A 17,925-nucleotide genomic window follows, 5' to 3' on the forward strand; every position below is an offset into this window, starting at 1 on the left:
CGCCCTCTCAGGACCGTGCGGCGGCCGGCACGGCGGTTCACCTCCGTGTCGTCTCCGCGCGGCCCCGCGGGCGCGTGCTCTTCACCCTTTACCCATGTGGCGCATATCACAAGACTTTTCGGCGGAATGTGCTTGCGAGGTGCGGCGGCGCTGGATGGCCTACGATCGGACGGCGATGTTGAACATCCTGCGCCCCGCCGTCACCCGAGTCATGACCCCTCTGGGGCGAGCCCTCGCCCGCTGGGGGATCTCGCCCGATGTGATCACCACGATCGGCACGCTCGGAGTGGTGGCCTCCGCTCTCGTCTTCTACCCGCTCGGGCATCTGTTCGCGGGAACGCTCGTCATCACGTTCTTCGTGCTCGCCGACCTCCTGGACGGCGTGCTGGCCCGGATGACGGGCAAGGGGAGCACGTGGGGCGCCTTCCTGGACTCCACGCTCGACCGTCTCGGCGACGCCTCGATCTTCTCGGGACTGATCCTCTACTTCGTCCTCAAGGACGAGCAGGAGATCGTCCTCGCGGTCGTCGCGCTCTTCTGCCTCGTCGCGGGAGCATTGGTCTCCTACGCCAAGGCCAGGGCCGAGGGCCTCGGCATGTCCGCGAACGTCGGCATCGCCGAACGGGGGGAGCGTCTCGTGGTCGTGCTCGTGGCGGCCGGGCTGTCCGGCCTCGGCGTGCCGTACGTCCTGGCGGCCGGGCTCTGGCTGCTCGCCGCCGCCAGCGCCGTCACGGTGGTGCAGCGGATGGTGCACGTCTACAGACAGGCGGTGGTCAGATGAAGGGCTCGGACGGCCCACCCCCCGGGCGGTCCGCGCGACCCGGTGCGGTGCCCCTCGCCGACCGGCTGGTCGCGGCGGCGTACTCCGTCGGCTGGGCCGTGGTCCGATACGTGCCGGAACGGCTGGCCGCGTGGTTCTTCCAGGTGCTCGCCGACTGGCTGTGGCTCAGGCGCGGCAAGTCCGTGCGCCGCCTGGAGTCCAACCTGGCCCGCGTCGTCGGCGGCGACGCCGGCGACCGCGCCGTACGCGAGCTGAGCCGGGCGGGCATGCGCTCCTACTTCCGCTACTGGATGGAGTCGTTCCGCTTCGCCGCCTACACCCGCGAGCGCATCCTCGATGGCACCCGGGCCACCGGGGGCGAGCACATCTTCGACAACCTCGCCCGGGGCAGGGGAGTGGTGGTCGCACTGCCCCACATGGGCAACTACGACCTCGCCGGGGCCTGGCTGGTGCACATGGGCCACCGCTTCACCACGGTCGCCGAGCGGCTGAAGCCCGAGTCGCTGTTCGAGCGCTTCGTCGACTACCGCGAGCGGCTCGGCATGGAGGTGCTGCCGCTGACCGCCAAGGGCGGCGGCAGCGCGATGGCGTTCGGCACGCTCGCCAAGCGGCTGCGCGAGGGCAAGACGGTCTGCCTGCCCGCCGAGCGCGACCTGACCGCCTCCGGCGTCGAGGTCGACTTCTTCGGCGCGAGGACCCGCATGGCCGCCGGGCCCGCGGCGCTGGCGGTCCAGACGGGCGCCGCGCTGCTGGCCGCCGTGCTGTGGTTCGAGGGGGACGGCTGGGGCATCCGCATCCACGAGGAGATCCCCGTCCCGGCCGAGGGGACGCGCGAGGAGAAGGTCGGGGTGATGACCCAGGCCGTGGCGGCGGTGTTCGAGAAGGGCATCGCCGAGCATCCGGAGGACTGGCACATGCTCCAGCGCCTCTGGCTCGACGACCTGGAGCCCCGGGGCGGGGCGCAGTCGTGAACGTCGGCATCGTCTGCCCGTACACCTGGGAGGTCCCCGGGGGCGTGCAGGCGCACATCAGGGACCTCGCCGAGGCGCTCATCGAGGACGGGCACAAGGTGTCGGTCATCGCCCCCGCGGCCGACGACGCCGGCCTGCCGTCGTACGTGACCCCGGCGGGCCGCGCCGTGCCCGTGCCGTACAACGGGTCGGTCGCCCGCCTGGCGTTCGGGTTCCTGTCGGCCAACCGGGTGCGCAAGTGGATCAGGGAGGGCGGGTTCGACGTGCTGCACGTGCACGAGCCCGCCGTGCCGTCCCTCGGCGTGCTCGCCTGCTGGGTCGCTCGCGGCCCCATCGTGGCGACGTTCCACGCCTCGTACGAGCGGTCGCGGGCCATGTCGGTGGCCGCGCCGATGCTGCAGAGCGCGCTGGAGAAGATCACGGGCAGGATCGCGGTCTCCGAGGCCGCCCGCAAGACGCTGGTGGAGCACCTCGGCGGTGACGCGGTGCTGATCCCCAACGGCGTCACCGTGCGCAGGTACGCCGAGGGCGAGCCGCTGCCCGGCTGGGGTCCCGACGGCGACGTGATCGGCTTCCTCGGACGGATGGACGAGCCGCGCAAGGGCCTGGCCGTGCTGCTGGAGGCGTTCGCCCTGCTGGCTCCGGAGCGGCCGAGGCTGCGCCTGCTGATCGCCGGCCCGGGCGACCCCGACGACGTGCTCGGGCGGGTGCCGCGGGAGTATCGCGACAGGGTCGGGCTGCTCGGCATGGTCAGCGAGGCCGACAAGGTGCGCGCCTATCACTCCGTCGACGTCTTCTGCGCGCCCAACCTGGGCGGGGAGAGCTTCGGCATCGTGCTCACCGAGGCGATGTCGGCCGGGGCGCCGATCCTCGCCAGCGACATCCCCGCCTTCCGGCGCGTGCTGGACGACGGCCAGGCCGGTGCGCTGTTCACGACCGGGGACCCCGCGGCCCTGGCCAGGGAGGCCGCCCGGCTGCTCGACGACCCCGAGCGCCGCGCCAAGCTCTCCGACGAGGCCCGCCAGGCGGTGTGGAAGTACGACTGGTCGACGGTCGCGCGGGAGGTCGTGCGCGTCTACGAGACGGTCACCCACGCCAGCGCGGGCGTGGTCGAGGACGCACTGCCATGACGATCCGTGGCGGTCAGGTCGCATACGGGGAGGTGCCGGCGTGACCACGACCCTGATCCTCGTGGCGGCCGTGGTCGTCGTGCTGTTCGCCGTCTACGTCTCCTGGCGGGCGGGGCGGCTCGACCGTCTCCACATCCGCCTGGAGACCGCCCAGGCCGCGCTCGACGCCGCGCTGCTGCGCCGCGCCGCGGTCTGCCTGGAGCTCGCCGGTTCGCGCATCCTCGACCCCGCCACCTCGCTGGTGCTCGCCGCGGCCGCCCACGAGGCCCGTACGGCGGGGCCGGACGAGCGCGAGCACGCCGAGAGCGACCTGTCGAGGACGCTGCGGGCGGTGGTCGACCAGGAGCGGTTCCGGGAGAAGCTGGCCGAGCACCCCGCGGGGGCCGCGCTGCTGGAGGAACTGGACACCGCGGTCGCCAAGGTCGTCTACTCGCGCCGGTTCTACAACAACGCCGCCGCCGTCACCCGTGCGGCGCAGCGGCGCTGGCTGGCCCGCACGCTGCACCTGGCCGGGCACACCGACCCGCCCCGCTTCTTCGACATCGATGACGAACCGCCCGAATCGCTCGCTAGTGGATAGTCACTTTTTGTCGGGCATTTCGGGCTGATCCCGGTAAGCTCATGCCGATTCATTGCCATGCTGGTCAACGGGTCCGCGTGGGCCAGGTCCGTCGTGCCTGGTGGCGAGGGCTTTCCATCGGGAGGAGCGGATACGGTGCGGGCAGGGATCGGCTTCACGCTGGCCATGGCGGTCGTCCTGACCGGAGCCGCGTGCTCGGGGGGCGACAAGCCCGTCGCCCAGTCCCAGGGGGCCAGTGTCGTGGAGTCGCCGACTCCGCCTCCGCCGCCTCCCGAGCATCCGTTCACCGGCCGCCCCATCGCCGCGCGCAAGCCGGTGCTCGCCGTGAAGATCGAGAACACCCACGCGGGCAAGCCGCAGATGGGCCTGCGCAGCGCCGACATCGTCTTCGTCGAGCAGGTCGAAGGCGGGCTCACCCGGCTCATGGCGATCTTCTCCTCGAAGCTGCCCGCCCAGGTGGGGCCGGTCCGCAGCGCCCGCATCTCCGACCTGCACATCCTCCCGATGTTCGGCAAGCCCGCCCTTGCCTACTCCGGCGTGCAGACGAAGATGATCCCCTATGTCCAGAAGGCCTCGCTGTTCGACGTGTCCGACAGCCGGGTCCCCGCGGCGTACACCCGCGCGGCCGGCCGGGTCGCGCCGTACAACCTGGTCGGCAGCCCCAGGAAGCTGCTCGCCAAGGCGCCGCAGGCGACCAGGGCGCACGACATCGGCTTCGTCTTCTCCGACGAGCCGCCGGCCGGGGGCACGCCGCAGAAGAGCGTCACCGTCCGCTATCCCGCGGCCCGCTTCACGTTCACGTGGTCGGCGTCGCAGAAGCGGTGGCTGGTGACGCAGGACGGCGAGAAGGACATGGCGGCCGAGGGCGGCCAGCAGGGCGCCCCCACGATCGTCATCCAGTGGGTGAAGACCGACCGCTCGGAGTTCCACGACTTCACCGGCAGCTACACCCCGCTCGTGCACACGGTGGGCAAGGGCACCGGCGTCGTGCTCAGGGACGGCCAGGCATTCCGGATCAAGTGGTCGCGCTCCTCGGAGAAGAAGGGCACCACCTACACCATGGCCGACGGCACGCCCATGCCGTTCGCCCGCGGCCAGGTCTGGGTCGTGCTCGCCTCGCGCAAGCCTGTCGCGCCGTGATGGACAAAGAGGCTGATCGACTCCGACATATGGGTGCGTGAGGTGCGGGATCGGTCACGGCCTACCATGGAGAGGATTCCGTAGGCCCGCCGTCGTGAGGTAGCACCGTGTCCAGCAGCACCCCCGAAGTCAACGAGACCACCGCCGTCGGCACCGCCCGCGTGAAGCGCGGCATGGCCGAGATGCTCAAGGGCGGTGTCATCATGGACGTCGTCACCCCGGAGCAGGCCAAGATCGCAGAGGACGCGGGAGCCGTCGCCGTCATGGCGCTGGAGCGTGTCCCGGCCGACATCCGCGCCCAGGGCGGCGTGTCCCGGATGAGCGACCCCGACATGATCGAGGGCATCATCAACGCCGTCTCCATCCCGGTGATGGCCAAGGCCAGGATCGGCCACTTCGTCGAGGCCCAGGTGCTCCAGGCGCTCGGGGTCGACTACATCGACGAGTCCGAGGTCCTCACCCCGGCCGACTACGCCAACCACATCGACAAGTGGCAGTTCACCGTGCCCTTCGTGTGCGGGGCCACCAACCTCGGCGAGGCGCTGCGCCGCATCACCGAGGGCGCCGCGATGATCCGCTCCAAGGGCGAGGCCGGCACCGGCGACGTCTCCAACGCCACCACCCACATGCGCAAGATCCGCGGCGAGATCAAGCGCCTCACCTCGCTGCCCGAGGACGAGCTGTACGTCGCGGCCAAGGAACTGCAGGCGCCGTACGAGCTGGTGGCCGAGATCGCCAAGACCGGCAAGCTGCCGGTGGTGCTGTTCACCGCGGGCGGCATCGCCACCCCGGCCGACGCCGCGATGATGATGCAGCTCGGCGCCGAGGGCGTGTTCGTCGGCTCGGGCATCTTCAAGTCCGGCGACCCCGCCAAGCGCGCCGCCGCCATCGTCAAGGCCACCACGTTCTACGACGACCCCGACGTGATCGCCAAGGTCTCGCGCGGCCTGGGCGAGGCGATGGTCGGCATCAACGTCGACGACATCCCCGTGCCGCACCGCCTCGCCGAGCGCGGCTGGTAGGCGCCGGAAGCCGGAGCGAAGACGCCCGGCCGGACATCCCGGCCGGGCGTTCGAGCTGTCCGCCCCGTTATCGTGGCCTGCTATGACGACCGACGACACGGCACGGCTCGCCGAGAACCTGTCGCGTGAGCTGCGCCACATCGTGATGCTGCTGCGCCGTACGACGGCGGGGCAGCCGGTCACCGCCCAGCAATACTCCGTGCTCGGCTCCCTGGAGGACGGTGCGCGCCGGATGACCGAGCTGGCCGAGGAGCACGGCGTGCAGCTCCCGACGATGAGCGTGCAGGTCAGCCGCCTGGAGGAGGCCGGTCTCGTCGCGCGGGGCACCGACGCCTCCGACGCGCGGGTGCGCACCGTCGAGCTGACCGGCGAGGGACGCGACCGCCTCCGGGCCGTACGGCGGGCCAGGATCGCCTACCTGTCCGACCGGCTGGACGCGCTGACCGTCGAGGAGCGCACGGCCATAGCCCACGCCCTGCCCGCCCTCGCGAAGCTGGGCCGTGCCTGACGGAACACGCCGGCCTCGTCCGATCCGTCGTTTTGGGCCCGCAAGACCGCGGCCATACCCTGAACACGTCAGCACAGGAAGGGAAACCGTGACGTCCGCACCCAAGATCGGCGTGCTCGCCCTGCAGGGCGACGTGCGCGAGCACATCCGCGCTCTGGAGGAGTCGGGCGCCACCGCCACGCCGGTGCGCAGGCAGGAGGAGCTCGCCGCGGTGGACGCGCTGGTCGTCCCGGGCGGGGAGTCGACCACGATGTGGAAGCTCGCCGTCACCTTCGAGCTGCTCGAACCGCTGCGGCTGCGGATCAAGGAGGGCATGCCCGCCTACGGCTCGTGCGCCGGGATGATCATGCTGGCCGACCGGATCGAGGGCGGCATCGAGGGCCAGGAGACGCTGGGCGGCATCGACATGGTGGTCCGCCGCAACGCCTTCGGCCGCCAGGTCGACTCGTTCGAGGCCGATCTCGACTTCGCCGGACGGGGGACGATCAGGGCCGTGTTCATCCGCGCGCCCTGGGTCGAGTCCGTGGGGCCCGACGTGGAAGTGCTGGGCCGCACCGAAGCTGGGGATAGGATCGTCGCGGTCCGACAGGGACCGCTGCTCGCGACGTCCTTCCATCCGGAGCTGACGGGCGACGCGCGGGTGCACTCGTATTTTGTCGAAATGGTGAGGGAGCTCTAGGCGATGTCCGGCCACTCCAAATGGGCGACGACGAAGCACAAGAAGGCGGCGCTGGACTCCAAGCGCGGCAAGCTTTTCGCCAAGCTCATCAAGAACATCGAGGTCGCGGCCAGGACCGGCGGGCCCGACCCGGACGGCAACCCCACGCTGTTCGACGCCATCACCAAGGCCAGGAAGAACTCGGTCCCGATCGACAACATCGAGCGGGCCCGCAAGCGCGGCGGCGGCCTCGAGGCCGGCGGCGCCGACTGGCAGACGATCATGTACGAGGGCTACGCCCCCGGCGGTGTCGCGGTTCTCATCGAGTGCCTCACCGACAACCGCAACCGTGCGGCGTCCGAGGTGCGCGTGGCGCTGACCCGCAACGGCGGCTCGCTCGCCGACCCCGGCTCGGTGTCGTACATGTTCAACCGCAAGGGCGTCGTGATCGTCCCCAAGGGGTCGCTGACCGAGGACGACGTGCTCATGGCCGTCCTCGACGCGGGCGCCGAGGAGGTCAACGACCTCGGCGAGAGCTTCGAGGTGGTCTCCGAGGCCTCCGACCTGATCCCCGTGCGCAAGGCGCTGCAGGACGCCGGCATCGACTACGAGTCGGCCGAGATGAGCTTCGTCCCCACGCTCAACGTCCCCCTCGACGAGGAGGGCGCCCGCAAGGTCTTCAAGCTCATCGACGCGCTCGAGGACAGCGACGACGTGCAGAACGTCTGGGCGAACTTCGACGTGAGCGACGAGGTCATGGAGAAGGTCGGCGCCTGACGCCGGAGGCGGGCACGGGCCCTCGGCCCACATGGGCACGGGCCCTCGGCCCACATGGGCGCGGGGCCCGGCCCGAGGCCCCCGCGTGAGCGGAAAACCGGTGGCATGGCCGCCGGGGCCCGCATAGCTTGGCCGGTTGTGGACATCCGTCATCTCACGAGCGACGACCTGGACGCCGTCCTCGACACCCGCAGGCGCGCCTTCGGCCCGCTGTCCGGCGGCGACGTGGAGACCTGGCGCAAGCTCGTCACCCCGATGCTGCCCGAGGGCCGTTATCTGGGCGCCTTCGACGGCCCCCGGCTCGTCGGCGCGGCCAGGATCAACCCGTACGTCCAGTGGTGGCACGGCCGCCCGCTGTCCATGGGCGGCGTGGGGGCTGTGACGGTGGCGCCGGAGGACCGCGGCAGGGGCGTGGGCCGGGCGCTCACGCACGCGGTCATCGAGCGCTGCGCCGAGCTGGGCCACGTGGTCTCCGCGCTCTACCCGGCCACCACGCCCATCTACCGGAGCGCGGGCTACGAGCACGCCGGCGTGCTCCAGCGGGTCACCGTGCCCGCCGAGGCGCTGCGTACGCTCGGCGGTCCATCCGGTCTATCCGGCGCGTCCGGCGCGGTCAAGCTGCGCAGGATGGGCCCCGCCGACGCGGCCGAGGTCGTCGCCCTGGTCGGCCGGGTGCACACCGCCGCCCGCGCGAGCGGCCCGCTCTGCTTCGACGAGCGGACCTGGCGGCTGTGGCTGGAGGACGACGACGACTTCTGCTACCTGGCCGAGGACGGGTTCGTCGTCTACCGGTGGAGCGACGGGGACATCGAGGTCGACAACCTGCTCGCGGGGTCGGAGGCGACGGCCAGGGCCCTGTGGTCGCTGGTCGGCAGCTCCTCAAGCGTCGCCAAGTCGGTGAAGGCGTTCGTGGACCCGGCCGACCCGGTGCTCTGGATGCTGCGGGAGCGGTCGAGGGACGAGGTCAGCCAGACCCGGTGGATGTTCCGGCTGATCGATCTGCCCGCCGCTGTCGAGGGGCGCGGCTTCCCCGCCGGAGTCCGCGCCGAGATCCCCGTCGAGGTGACCGACGCCCTGCGCCCGGGCAACGCGGGCGCGTGGCTGCTGCGGGTGGACGGCGGCGCCGGCTCCATGACACGGCGGGACGCGCCGGGCGGTGAGAAGGCCGCCGGCGACGCGACACGGCTCGCGATCGGCGGGATGTCCGCACTTTTCGCCGGCGTCCCCGCGACCACCCTCCGCCGGGCCGGCCTGCTGAGCGGCGGATCTCCCGACACCGATGACGCGCTGGACGCCGCCTTCGGCTGCACCGCGTACATGATCGACTACTTCTGACGCCCCCGCGCGGCCGCTGATCGCGATAGAGTGACCGACCGAACAGATGTTCGGCGCAGCGGCGGCCGCGCCGCCGGGATCAGGGAGGCGTGCCGGTGCGGATGCCCCAGCTGCGGGTGATGGGCGTGGACCCGGGGTTGACGCGGTGCGGTCTCGGCGCCGTGGAGGGCCGCCCGGGCGCGCCGCTGAGCCTGCTGTCGGTCGGGGTGGTCCGCACCCCGCCCGACGACGACATCGGGTCCCGGCTGGTCGTCATCGAGGCCGAGATCGAGCGCTGGCTCGACGAGATCAGGCCCGACGCGGTCGCCGTCGAGCGGGTCTTCGCCCAGCACAACGTCCGCACGGTGATGGGGACGGCCCAGGCGTCGGCCGTCGCGATCGTCTGCGCGGCCCGGCGGGGGCTGCCGGTCGCGCTGCACACGCCCAGCGAGGTCAAGGCCGCGATCACCGGCAACGGCAACGCCGACAAGAAGCAGGTCGGCACGATGGTCACCCGGTTGCTGCGGCTCGACGCCATGCCCAGGCCCGCGGACGCGGCCGACGCGCTCGCCCTGGCCATCTGCCACGTCTGGCGCGGCGGCGTGCAGCATCGCCTGGCCGACGCCCTGGCCAGGGCCCGTTCCGGCGGTGCCGCCGCCATCGGCACTAGTGGCACCGGGGGCACCGGGGGCTCTGGTAGGACTGGGAGACCCGGCGAAGTCGCGGCCGGGCGTCAGGACCGGGGAGGGAACACGCGGTGATCGCATCCGTTGCGGGGCAGGTGGCGGCGATCGGCGCCGACAGCGCCGTGGTCGAGGTGGGCGGCGTCGGGATGCTCGTCCACTGCACCCCGGGCACCCTGGCCGGGCTGCGGGTCGGTGAGCCCGCCCGGCTGTCCACCTCGCTCGTCGTACGCGAGGACTCCCTCACGCTGTACGGCTTCGCCTCCGACGACGAGCGCACGGTCTTCGAGCTGCTCCAGACGGCCAGCGGGGTCGGGCCGCGCCTGGCCCTGGCCATGCTCGCGGTCCACGCGCCCAACGCGCTGCGGGTCGCGGTGGCGAGCGCCGACATCAAGGCCCTGACGATGGTGCCCGGCATCGGCCAGAAGGGCGCGCAGCGCATCGTGCTGGAACTCAAGGACAAGCTCGGCACCCCGGCGGCGGCCGTCGACGCCGCGCTCAACGGCGCGGCGGCGGCGCCCGTCTGGCGCGACCAGGTCCACTCCGGGCTGGTCGGGCTCGGCTACTCGTCCAGGGACGCCGACGAGGCGGTCGCGGCGGTCACCGCGGAGGCCGAGGCGGAGCTCGCGGCCGGCCGCGCCCCGCAGGTGGCGGCGCTGCTCAAGTCGGCGCTGCGCGTGCTGAGCGTGCGGTGACCCTCGTGGCGGGCTGAAGGTTCCATGAAATTTTCACCGGGAATCGGACGGGTCCCGGCAGGCCGAGCGGATGGTGTCGAGTGAGCTTCGAGCGGGATCTCGTGTCGCCGGAACCGGAGGGCGACGAGCGGGCGATCGAGGCCGCGCTGCGCCCCCGGCGCCTTGACGAGTTCATCGGGCAGGGCCGGGTGCGCGAGCAGCTGTCGCTGGTGCTGGAGAGCGCGCTGCGCCGCAACCGCCCGCCCGACCACGTGCTCATGAGCGGCGGTCCCGGGCTCGGGAAGACGACGCTCGCCATGATCATCGCCTCCGAGCTCGGCGCGCCGCTGCGGATGACCTCGGGCCCGGCGCTGGAGCGCGCGGGCGACCTGGCCGCGATCCTGTCCACGCTGACCGAGGGCGAGGTCCTGTTCATCGACGAGATCCACCGCATGGCCCGCCCGGCGGAGGAGATGCTCTATCTCGCCATGGAGGACTTCCGGGTGGACATCGTCGTCGGCAAGGGCCCCGGCGCCACCTCGATCCCCCTCGACATCGCCCCGTTCACCCTGGTCGGGGCGACCACCAGGGCGGGGCTGCTGCCCGCGCCGCTGCGCGACAGGTTCGGCTTCACCGCCCACATGGACTTCTACGACGTGGCCGAGCTGGAGCAGGTGCTGCGGCGCTCCGCGAAGCTGCTGTCGGTCGAGCTGCCGGACGAGGGCGCCCACGAGATCGCCCGCCGTTCGCGCGGCACGCCCCGCATCGCCAACCGCCTGCTCCGCCGGGTGCGCGACTTCGCCGAGGTCCGCGCGGAGGGCGTGATCGACCGGGAGATCGCGGCGGCGGCGCTCAACCTCTACGAGGTCGACGCCGAGGGGCTCGACCGGCTCGACCGGGCCGTGCTCGACGCGCTGCTGCGCAAGTTCGGCGGCGGCCCGGTGGGCCTGTCGACACTCGCGGTGGCGGTGGGGGAGGAGCCGGAGACCGTCGAGGTCGTGGCCGAGCCCTTCCTGGTGCGGCAGGGGCTGCTGGCCCGCACCCCGAGGGGCCGCGTCGCCACCGCGGCCGCCTGGGCGCACCTCGGCATGACCCCGCCTCCCGACGCGGTCGGCTCGGTGGCGGTGCCCTCGCTCTTCGACGACGCCTGAACGCCGGGCGCCAAGGCGGTAAGCGGAAACCGGGGCAAAGAGGTAACAGACCGATTGCGAAGCCCATGAAACGGGAACTTTCCCGCCCGCCTGCCCGTGGGTTCGTTGCCGGGCTTCTGCGTGCTCGCATACACTGCGTGGCTTGACTGGCCGCACACGCGAGAAGTCGCGGTGGCCCGCGTGTGAAGCGCACAAGACCTCCGGCGTCAGGCCGGTTCATCACGTTACGAAAGGGTGGCCCCCGTGGGTAACAACCCGCTTGGGACGTTCCTGCCACTGATCTTGTTGGTAGTGGTGTTCTACTTCCTCCTGATCCGCCCCCAGCGCAAGCGGCAGCAGGAACAGATCCAGATGCAGAACTCCCTCACCCCGGGCGCCCGGGTCATGACCACGACGGGGTTGTTCGCGACGGTGGTCGCGCTGCAGGACGACGACGTCGTGCTGGAGGTGGCCCCCGGTGTCGAGACCCGCTGGGTCAAGGCGGCGATCGGCCGGGTGATCACCCCCGCGGACGAGGTGACCGAAACCGAGGAGACCGTGACCGAGGGCACCGACACGGGGAACGGCGACGACACGAGCACCAAGCAGTCCTGAGTAGGCTGATCACAACTTTTCGACGAAAGAACTGACCTCCAGTGGCCCCACCGACCAGTAGCCAGAGCAAGCCGGGACGCACACTCCTGCTGCTCCTTGCGCTCATCATCGTCATGGGCGCGACGGTCGCCCTCCAGAAGGCGTTCGTCCCCAAGTTCGGCCTCGACCTCGCGGGCGGCACGACCGTGACGCTCTCGCCGGTCACGGCGGACGGGAAGGCGCCGTCGCAGGAGAGCCTCGACCGAGCCGTGACGATCATCCGGCAGCGCGTCAACGGCACCGGCATCTCCGACGCCCAGGTCGCGAAGTCGAACGACAACATCGTGATCCAGATCCCGGGCGCGGGCCGTGACGAGGCCCTCAAGCTGGTGTCGACCACCGCCGAACTGCGCATGCGGCAGGTGCTCGCGGTGGCCGCCGCGGCGAACCCGCCGGCCGAGGTGCCCACGGCGGCTCCGACGCCCAGCGGCTCGGCCACGGCGACGCCCGCGACCACCGCGGGCACGCCGACGCCGGCCGGGCAGGGCGCGGACAACGGCAACGCGACTCCCGCCGGGCGCGCCCTGTCGAAGGCGCTGACCGCGCCGTCGCCGGACCCGAGCGCCTCGGAGAGGGCCGGGAACCACCGCAAGGCGGGGGCGGGAGCCGCCCGCGCCAACCGGGCGAAGGCGTCGCCCTCGGCGGCCGCTCCCAGCCCCACGCCGACGGCCGCTCCGCAGGACGCGGGCGACCCACTGGCAGGTCAGGACACCAGCGGCATCGACCCGGCGCTGCTGACCGAGTTCCGCAACATCGACTGCACCGCGAAGAACCGCGGTCAGGGCGCCGCGGACGACCCGAACAAGCAGATCGTCGCCTGCAGCGACGACGGCACGGCCCGCTACATCCTGGACAAGGCCGCGGTGCAGGGCACCGAGATCAGCGGCGCCCAGGCGGGCACCGACCCCACCACCGGTGAGTGGATCGTCCAGGTCGACTTCAAGTCGAAGGGCGCCAGCCAGTTCGCCGACATCACCCGGCGCATCACGTCCCTGCCGGCCCCGCGCAACCAGCTCGCCAACGTGCTGGACGGCGTCGTCATCGTCGCTCCGACGATCGAGGAGGCCATCCCCGGCGGCAGCGCCCGGATCTCCGGCAGCTTCACGCAGACGACCGCCACCGAGCTGGCCGACCAGCTCAAGTACGGCGCGCTGCCGCTGAAGTTCCAGCAGAGCTCGGTCGTGTCGGTCTCCTCGACCCTCGGCCAGGACCAGCTCAACGGCGGTCTCATCTCCGGTGCGCTCGGCCTGCTCGTCGTCATGATCTACCTGTTGATCTACTACCGGGGCCTGGGGCTCATCGGCATCGCCAGCCTGTGCGTGGCCACCGTGTTCACGTACCTGACGGTGGACGTGCTGAGCCACAACGCCGGCTTCCGGCTTTCGCTGCCGCACATCATCGGTCTGGTGGTCTCGATCGGCATCACCGCGGACTCGTTCATCGTCTACTTCGAACGGATCCGTGACGAGATCAAGGAGGGCCACCGCACGCTGCGCTCGGCCGTGGAGGTGGCCTGGCGGCGCGCCCGGCGCACCATCCTGGTCGCCGACGCGGTCATGTTCATCGCCGCGGTGGTGCTCTACTTCCTCGCGGTCGGCGACGTGGCCGGCTTCGCGTTCGCGATGGGCCTGACGACGCTCATCGACATCGTGGTGGTGTTCCTGTTCACCAAGCCGCTGATGTCCCTCATGGGGCGGTTGCGGTTCTTCTCCAAGGGCCACAAGCTGTCCGGACTCGACGCGGAGCGCATGGGCCGCACCAGCCCCGCCGAGCAGACCCTGCAGGAGGCGTGATGCCGGGAGTGATCAGCCGCCTCTACCGCGGCGACATCAACATCGACTTCGTCGGCAAGCGCAAGATCTGGTACGGCCTGTCGGTGTTCCTGCTGGCCGTCTCGATCCTCGGCCTGGCGCTGAACGGGCTCAACCTGGGCGTGGAGTTCCGCGGCGGCTCGGTGTTCGACTTCACGCGCACGCCCGGCTCCAGCATCGAGCAGGTCCGCGAGACCGTCTCGGACGCCGGGGTCCACCAGGTCATCGTGCAGCAGGCCGGTCCGAACTGGCGGGTCACCACCGAGAGCCTCAAGGGCGACGAGGTGACCAAGGTCCAGACCACGATCGCCCAGAAGTACGGGATCAAGGAAGACCAGGTCAGCTCCCAGGTCATCGGCGCGACCTGGGGTGGCGAGGTCTCGCAGAAGGCCTGGATCGGCCTCGCGGTCTTCATGATCGCGATCATGCTGTACCTGTCGGTCGCCTTCGAGTGGCGGATGGCCCTCGCGGCGATCGTCGCCCTCGTCCACGACCTCGTGATCACCGCGGGCGTCTACGCCTGGTCGGGCTTCGAGGTCACCCCGGCGACCATGCTCGGCTTCCTCACGATCCTCGGTTACTCGTTGTACGACGCGGTCGTCGTCTTCGACATGATCAAGGAGGTCACGGGCAAGCTCGGCACGAGCGCGAAGATGACCTACACGCAGGCCGCCAACAACGCGCTCAGCCACACGCTGATCCGGTCGCTGAACACCTCGCTGGTCGCGATCCTGCCGGTGGCGGCGATCCTGTTCATCGGCACCACGCTGCTCGGCGCCGGCACGCTGAAGGACCTGTCGCTGGCCCTGTTCGTCGGCATGATCGTCGGCACCTACTCGTCCCTGTGCGTGGCCACGCCGATCCTGGTCACGCTGAAGGAGCGGGAGCCCAAGTGGCAGGCGCTGGCCCAGCGGGTGCACGCCAAGCAGGTCTCCGCGGCCAAGGCCGCCGCGAAGGAGCCCGTCTCGGCCGGCACGCAGCAGGCCGCCGGCACGGAGAAGCGCAAGAAGCGCTGACCCCCGGCCCGTCCGACGCAGGCGCCCCCGGAACCCGCCGGTTCCGGGGGCGCCTTCATGTTCCCCTGTCCCGTTAGGCTTGGGCGTCGTGACTGACTGGACGGCTCTCATCAGGGATGTCCCGGACTACCCCAGGCCCGGCATCCTCTTCAAGGACATCACGCCGCTGCTGGCGGACCACGCGGCCTTCACGCAGGTCGTGGACGAGCTCGGCGAAGGCCTGACCTTCGACAAGGTGGTCGGCATCGAGGCGCGGGGCTTCATCCTGGCCGCGCCGGTGGCCTACCGCAGTGGCGCGGGATTCGTCCCAGTACGTAAAAAGGGTAAATTGCCCGCCGATACGTACGAGGAGTCCTACGATCTGGAGTACGGCTCCGCGACGATCGAGGTGCACGCCGACGCCTTCGACCCCGGCGACCGGGTCCTGATCGTGGACGACGTGCTCGCCACGGGCGGCACGGCCAGGGCGGCCGTGGAGCTGGTCAGAAGGACGGGCGCGGAGGTCGTGGCCGCGTCCTTCCTGATGGAGCTGTCCTTCCTCTCGGGCCGCGACCGGCTCCCGGGCCTGGAGGTCCGCACGCTGCTCACCGTCTGAGCCGTACGGGCCGTACGGGCCGGTCAGGGGGCACTCGGCCGAGAGTGCTGTGGCAGCACGGATACACTGTGGAATCTGGACTCGACGTGAGGAGTCTGTGTGCCCCGTGAAGTGGTCGTGCCCGACAGCGCGCGGGTCGATCGCGGAGTGATCTCCCGCGACGCCCCCGAGCCCGTCGCAGACGTGCCCCCCGACGCGGCACGCGACCCCGCGGCGGTCCCGGAGGACAAGCCGGCGTCGCCGGCCACGCGACGGAGGCTCGCCCGTTTCGGGGGGCAGTGGGGTGCTATGAATCCGGTGTTGGAGCCGCTCTTCAAGACGGTCCGTGCCACCCATCCCAAAGCAGACCTGCGGCTGATCGAGCGGGCGTACGACGTCGCCGCCTATCACCACCGCGATCAGAAGCGCAAGAGCGGCGACCCGTACATCACCCACCCGCTCGCGGTCGCGACGATCCTGGCGGAGCTGGGCACGGACGACGAGACGCTGTGCGCGGCCCTGCTGCACGACACCGTGGAGGACACCGCCTACAGCCTCGACGAGTTACGAGCCGACTTCGGCGACAACATCGCGTTGCTCGTCGACGGGGTGACCAAGCTCGACAAGGTGAAGTTCGGCGACGCGGCGCAGGCCGAGACCGTGCGCAAGATGGTCGTCGCGATGTCGCGCGACATCCGCGTGCTGGTCATCAAGCTGGCCGACCGGCTGCACAACATGCGCACCATGCGCTACATGCCCGAGCACAAGCGGCAGCAGAAGTCCCGGGAGACGCTGGAGATCTTCGCGCCGCTGGCCCACCGGCTCGGCATGAACACCATCAAGTGGGAGCTGGAGGACCTCGCGTTCGCCATGCTCTACCCGAAGCGATACGACGAGATCGCCCGGATGGTGTCGGAGCGCGCGCCGCGCCGCGACCTGTTCCTGCACGAGGTCATCGAGAAGGTCTCCGCCGACCTGCGCGAGGCGAAGATCAAGGCGACCGTGCGGGGCCGTCCCAAGCACTACTACTCGATCTACCAGAAGATGATCGCCAAGGGCGTGGCCTTCGACGACATCTACGACCTGGTGGGCATCCGCGTACTGGTCGACACGGTCCGCGACTGCTATGCGGCGCTCGGAACGATCCACGCCCAGTGGAAGCCGGTGCCGGGGCGGTTCAAGGACTACATCGCCATGCCCAAGTTCAACATGTACCAGTCGCTGCACACGACGGTCATGGGGCCCGAGGGCAAGGCCATCGAGCTCCAGATCCGCACGCGGGCCATGCACAACCGGGCCGAGTACGGCGTGGCCGCGCACTGGAAGTACAAGGAGGAGATGACCGGCGCCGGGGCCGGCAAGGTCAAGCAGGTCAACGACATGGCCTGGCTGCGCCAGCTGCTCGACTGGCAGAAGGAGACCTCCGACCCGGGGGAGTTCCTCGAGTCGCTGCGCTTCGACCTGTCGGTCTCCGAGGTGTTCGTCTTCACCCCGCGCGGTCAGGTGATCGCGCTGCCCGAGGGCGCAACCCCGGTCGACTTCGCGTACGCCGTGCACACCGAGGTCGGCCACCGATGTATCGGCGCGCGGGTCAACGGCAGGCTGGTGCCGCTGGAGTCCCGCCTCGGCAACGGCGACACCGTCGAGATCTTCACGTCGAAGTCGCCGGACGCGGGGCCGTCGCGAGACTGGCTGAAGTTCGTCAAGAGCGGCCGGGCCCGCAACAAGATCCGTCAGTGGTTCACCAAGGAGCGCCGCGAGACCGCCATCGAGGCGGGCAAGGAGGCGATCGGACGGGCCATGCGCAAGCAGGGCCTGCCGCTGCAGCGGCTGATGTCCGGCGAGGCGCTGCTGGCCCTGGCCAGGGATCTGCGCTACGCCGACGTGTCCGCCCTGTACGCGGCCGTCGGCGAGGGGCACGTCACCGCACAGTCGGTCGTGGACAAGCTCGTACAGGCCCTGGGAGGCGTCGAGGGGGCCGAGGAGGACATCGCCGAGGCCCAGGTCCCGACGCGGCTCAAGGGCCGTCTGAGGGCCAACTCGAACGCCGGGGTGATGGTCGCGGGAGACCCGGACGTGTGGGTCCGCCTGTCGCGCTGCTGCACCCCGGTGCCGGGGGACGAGATCGTCGGGTTCGTCACGCGGGGGCACGGTGTTTCCGTGCACCGCACCAACTGCCCCAACGTGGAGCAGCTCAGCGCCCACCCCGACCGGCTGGTGGAGGTCGCCTGGTCGCCCGGGGACGACTCGGTCTTCCTCGTCGCCATCCAGGTGGAGGCGCTCGACCGGCCCCGCCTGCTGTCGGACGTCACGCGGACCCTGTCCGACCAGCACGTGAACATCCTGTCGGCGTCGGTCACGACCAGCCGCGACCGGGTGGCGATCAGCAAGTTCACCTTCGAGATGGGCGACCCCAAGCACCTCGGCCACGTGCTCAAGGCGGTGCGCAGCGTCGCCGGCGTCTACGACGTCTACCGCGTGACCAGCTGACGGCCCGCCAGG

Annotated in this window: 18 protein-coding genes; all 18 read left to right on the plus strand. The window is 71.0% G+C overall.

Annotated features, from left to right (window positions below):
• Positions 1 to 175: 175 nt before the first annotated feature.
• The 18 genes from pgsA (at position 176) to HCK04_RS20245 (ending at position 17,913) form a co-directional block, all read left to right on the plus strand.
• A complete protein-coding gene (gene pgsA / locus HCK04_RS20160; RefSeq protein ID WP_142648977.1) occupies positions 176 to 781 on the plus strand; it encodes a phosphatidylinositol phosphate synthase in 606 nt (201 codons plus the stop codon).
• Between the two features lie 47 nt (positions 782 to 828).
• On the plus strand, positions 829 to 1,752 hold the full coding sequence (locus HCK04_RS20165; RefSeq protein WP_260617343.1) for a phosphatidylinositol mannoside acyltransferase: 924 nt from the start codon (positions 829 to 831) through the stop codon (positions 1,750 to 1,752).
• Positions 1,749 to 2,882 (plus strand): glycosyltransferase family 4 protein, encoded by a 1,134-nt coding sequence (locus tag HCK04_RS20170; protein WP_142648928.1) that lies wholly within the window; start codon positions 1,749 to 1,751, stop codon positions 2,880 to 2,882. Before HCK04_RS20165 ends, HCK04_RS20170 begins: the two co-directional genes overlap by 4 nt.
• Positions 2,883 to 2,922: 40 nt before the next feature.
• Positions 2,923 to 3,462 carry a hypothetical protein gene (locus HCK04_RS20175; RefSeq protein WP_142648929.1) on the plus strand — a complete coding sequence of 180 codons (540 nt, stop codon included), beginning with the start codon at positions 2,923 to 2,925 and terminating at the stop codon, positions 3,460 to 3,462.
• Positions 3,463 to 3,597: 135 nt separating this feature from the next.
• Complete coding sequence (locus HCK04_RS20180) at positions 3,598 to 4,602, plus strand: DUF3048 domain-containing protein (protein WP_142648930.1); 1,005 nt, start codon at positions 3,598 to 3,600, stop codon at positions 4,600 to 4,602.
• Between the two features lie 107 nt (positions 4,603 to 4,709).
• Positions 4,710 to 5,624, plus strand: coding sequence for a pyridoxal 5'-phosphate synthase lyase subunit PdxS (pdxS, locus tag HCK04_RS20185; protein ID WP_142620635.1), 915 nt, complete (start codon positions 4,710 to 4,712; stop codon positions 5,622 to 5,624).
• An 82-nt stretch (positions 5,625 to 5,706) separates the two neighbouring features.
• Positions 5,707 to 6,132, plus strand: coding sequence for a MarR family transcriptional regulator (locus HCK04_RS20190; protein WP_142648931.1), 426 nt, complete (start codon positions 5,707 to 5,709; stop codon positions 6,130 to 6,132).
• A gap of 88 nt (positions 6,133 to 6,220) precedes the next feature.
• Complete coding sequence (pdxT, locus tag HCK04_RS20195; RefSeq protein ID WP_142648932.1) at positions 6,221 to 6,811, plus strand: pyridoxal 5'-phosphate synthase glutaminase subunit PdxT; 591 nt, start codon at positions 6,221 to 6,223, stop codon at positions 6,809 to 6,811.
• 3 nt (positions 6,812 to 6,814) lie between these two features.
• The gene (locus tag HCK04_RS20200) at positions 6,815 to 7,567 is read left to right on the plus strand and encodes a YebC/PmpR family DNA-binding transcriptional regulator (protein WP_142648933.1); all 753 of its coding nucleotides are present in this window, start codon (positions 6,815 to 6,817) and stop codon (positions 7,565 to 7,567) included.
• Positions 7,568 to 7,705: 138 nt separating this feature from the next.
• Positions 7,706 to 8,902 carry a GNAT family N-acetyltransferase gene (locus HCK04_RS20205; RefSeq protein WP_142648934.1) on the plus strand — a complete coding sequence of 399 codons (1,197 nt, stop codon included), beginning with the start codon at positions 7,706 to 7,708 and terminating at the stop codon, positions 8,900 to 8,902.
• Between the two features lie 110 nt (positions 8,903 to 9,012).
• Positions 9,013 to 9,642, plus strand: coding sequence for a crossover junction endodeoxyribonuclease RuvC (gene ruvC, locus HCK04_RS20210; protein ID WP_142648978.1), 630 nt, complete (start codon positions 9,013 to 9,015; stop codon positions 9,640 to 9,642).
• Complete coding sequence (gene ruvA, locus HCK04_RS20215; RefSeq protein WP_142648935.1) at positions 9,639 to 10,259, plus strand: Holliday junction branch migration protein RuvA; 621 nt, start codon at positions 9,639 to 9,641, stop codon at positions 10,257 to 10,259. Before ruvC ends, ruvA begins: the two co-directional genes overlap by 4 nt.
• A gap of 80 nt (positions 10,260 to 10,339) precedes the next feature.
• A complete protein-coding gene (ruvB, locus tag HCK04_RS20220; protein WP_142648936.1) occupies positions 10,340 to 11,389 on the plus strand; it encodes a Holliday junction branch migration DNA helicase RuvB in 1,050 nt (349 codons plus the stop codon).
• A gap of 243 nt (positions 11,390 to 11,632) precedes the next feature.
• A complete protein-coding gene (gene yajC / locus HCK04_RS20225) occupies positions 11,633 to 11,983 on the plus strand; it encodes a preprotein translocase subunit YajC (protein WP_142648937.1) in 351 nt (116 codons plus the stop codon).
• A 41-nt stretch (positions 11,984 to 12,024) separates the two neighbouring features.
• Complete coding sequence (secD, locus tag HCK04_RS20230) at positions 12,025 to 13,815, plus strand: protein translocase subunit SecD (protein ID WP_312845752.1); 1,791 nt, start codon at positions 12,025 to 12,027, stop codon at positions 13,813 to 13,815.
• Entirely contained in the window at positions 13,815 to 14,849 is a 1,035-nt protein-coding gene (gene secF / locus HCK04_RS20235) for a protein translocase subunit SecF (RefSeq protein ID WP_142648938.1), read from the plus strand. The genes secD and secF overlap by 1 nt, the downstream gene beginning before the upstream one ends.
• Positions 14,850 to 14,937: 88 nt before the next feature.
• Complete coding sequence (locus tag HCK04_RS20240; protein ID WP_142648939.1) at positions 14,938 to 15,444, plus strand: adenine phosphoribosyltransferase; 507 nt, start codon at positions 14,938 to 14,940, stop codon at positions 15,442 to 15,444.
• Between the two features lie 288 nt (positions 15,445 to 15,732).
• Positions 15,733 to 17,913, plus strand: a complete 2,181-nt coding sequence (locus HCK04_RS20245; RefSeq protein ID WP_142648980.1) for a bifunctional (p)ppGpp synthetase/guanosine-3',5'-bis(diphosphate) 3'-pyrophosphohydrolase — start codon at positions 15,733 to 15,735, stop codon at positions 17,911 to 17,913.
• Positions 17,914 to 17,925 lie beyond the last annotated feature (12 nt).

The sequence above is a fragment of the Microbispora sp. CL1-1 genome (genome assembly GCF_012034195.1).
Classification (GTDB): domain Bacteria; phylum Actinomycetota; class Actinomycetes; order Streptosporangiales; family Streptosporangiaceae; genus Microbispora.

Excerpts from the sequence above, each read along its gene's own strand:
- HCK04_RS20245 (WP_142648980.1), top strand. The coding sequence starts at position 15,733 with ATGAATCCGGTGTTGGAGCCGCTCTTCAAGACGGTCCGTGCCACCCAT.
- pgsA (WP_142648977.1), top strand. The coding sequence starts at position 176 with ATGTTGAACATCCTGCGCCCCGCCGTCACCCGAGTCATGACCCCTCTG.
- HCK04_RS20190 (WP_142648931.1), top strand. The coding sequence starts at position 5,707 with ATGACGACCGACGACACGGCACGGCTCGCCGAGAACCTGTCGCGTGAG.
- secF (WP_142648938.1), top strand. The coding sequence starts at position 13,815 with ATGCCGGGAGTGATCAGCCGCCTCTACCGCGGCGACATCAACATCGAC.
- HCK04_RS20200 (WP_142648933.1), top strand. The coding sequence starts at position 6,815 with ATGTCCGGCCACTCCAAATGGGCGACGACGAAGCACAAGAAGGCGGCG.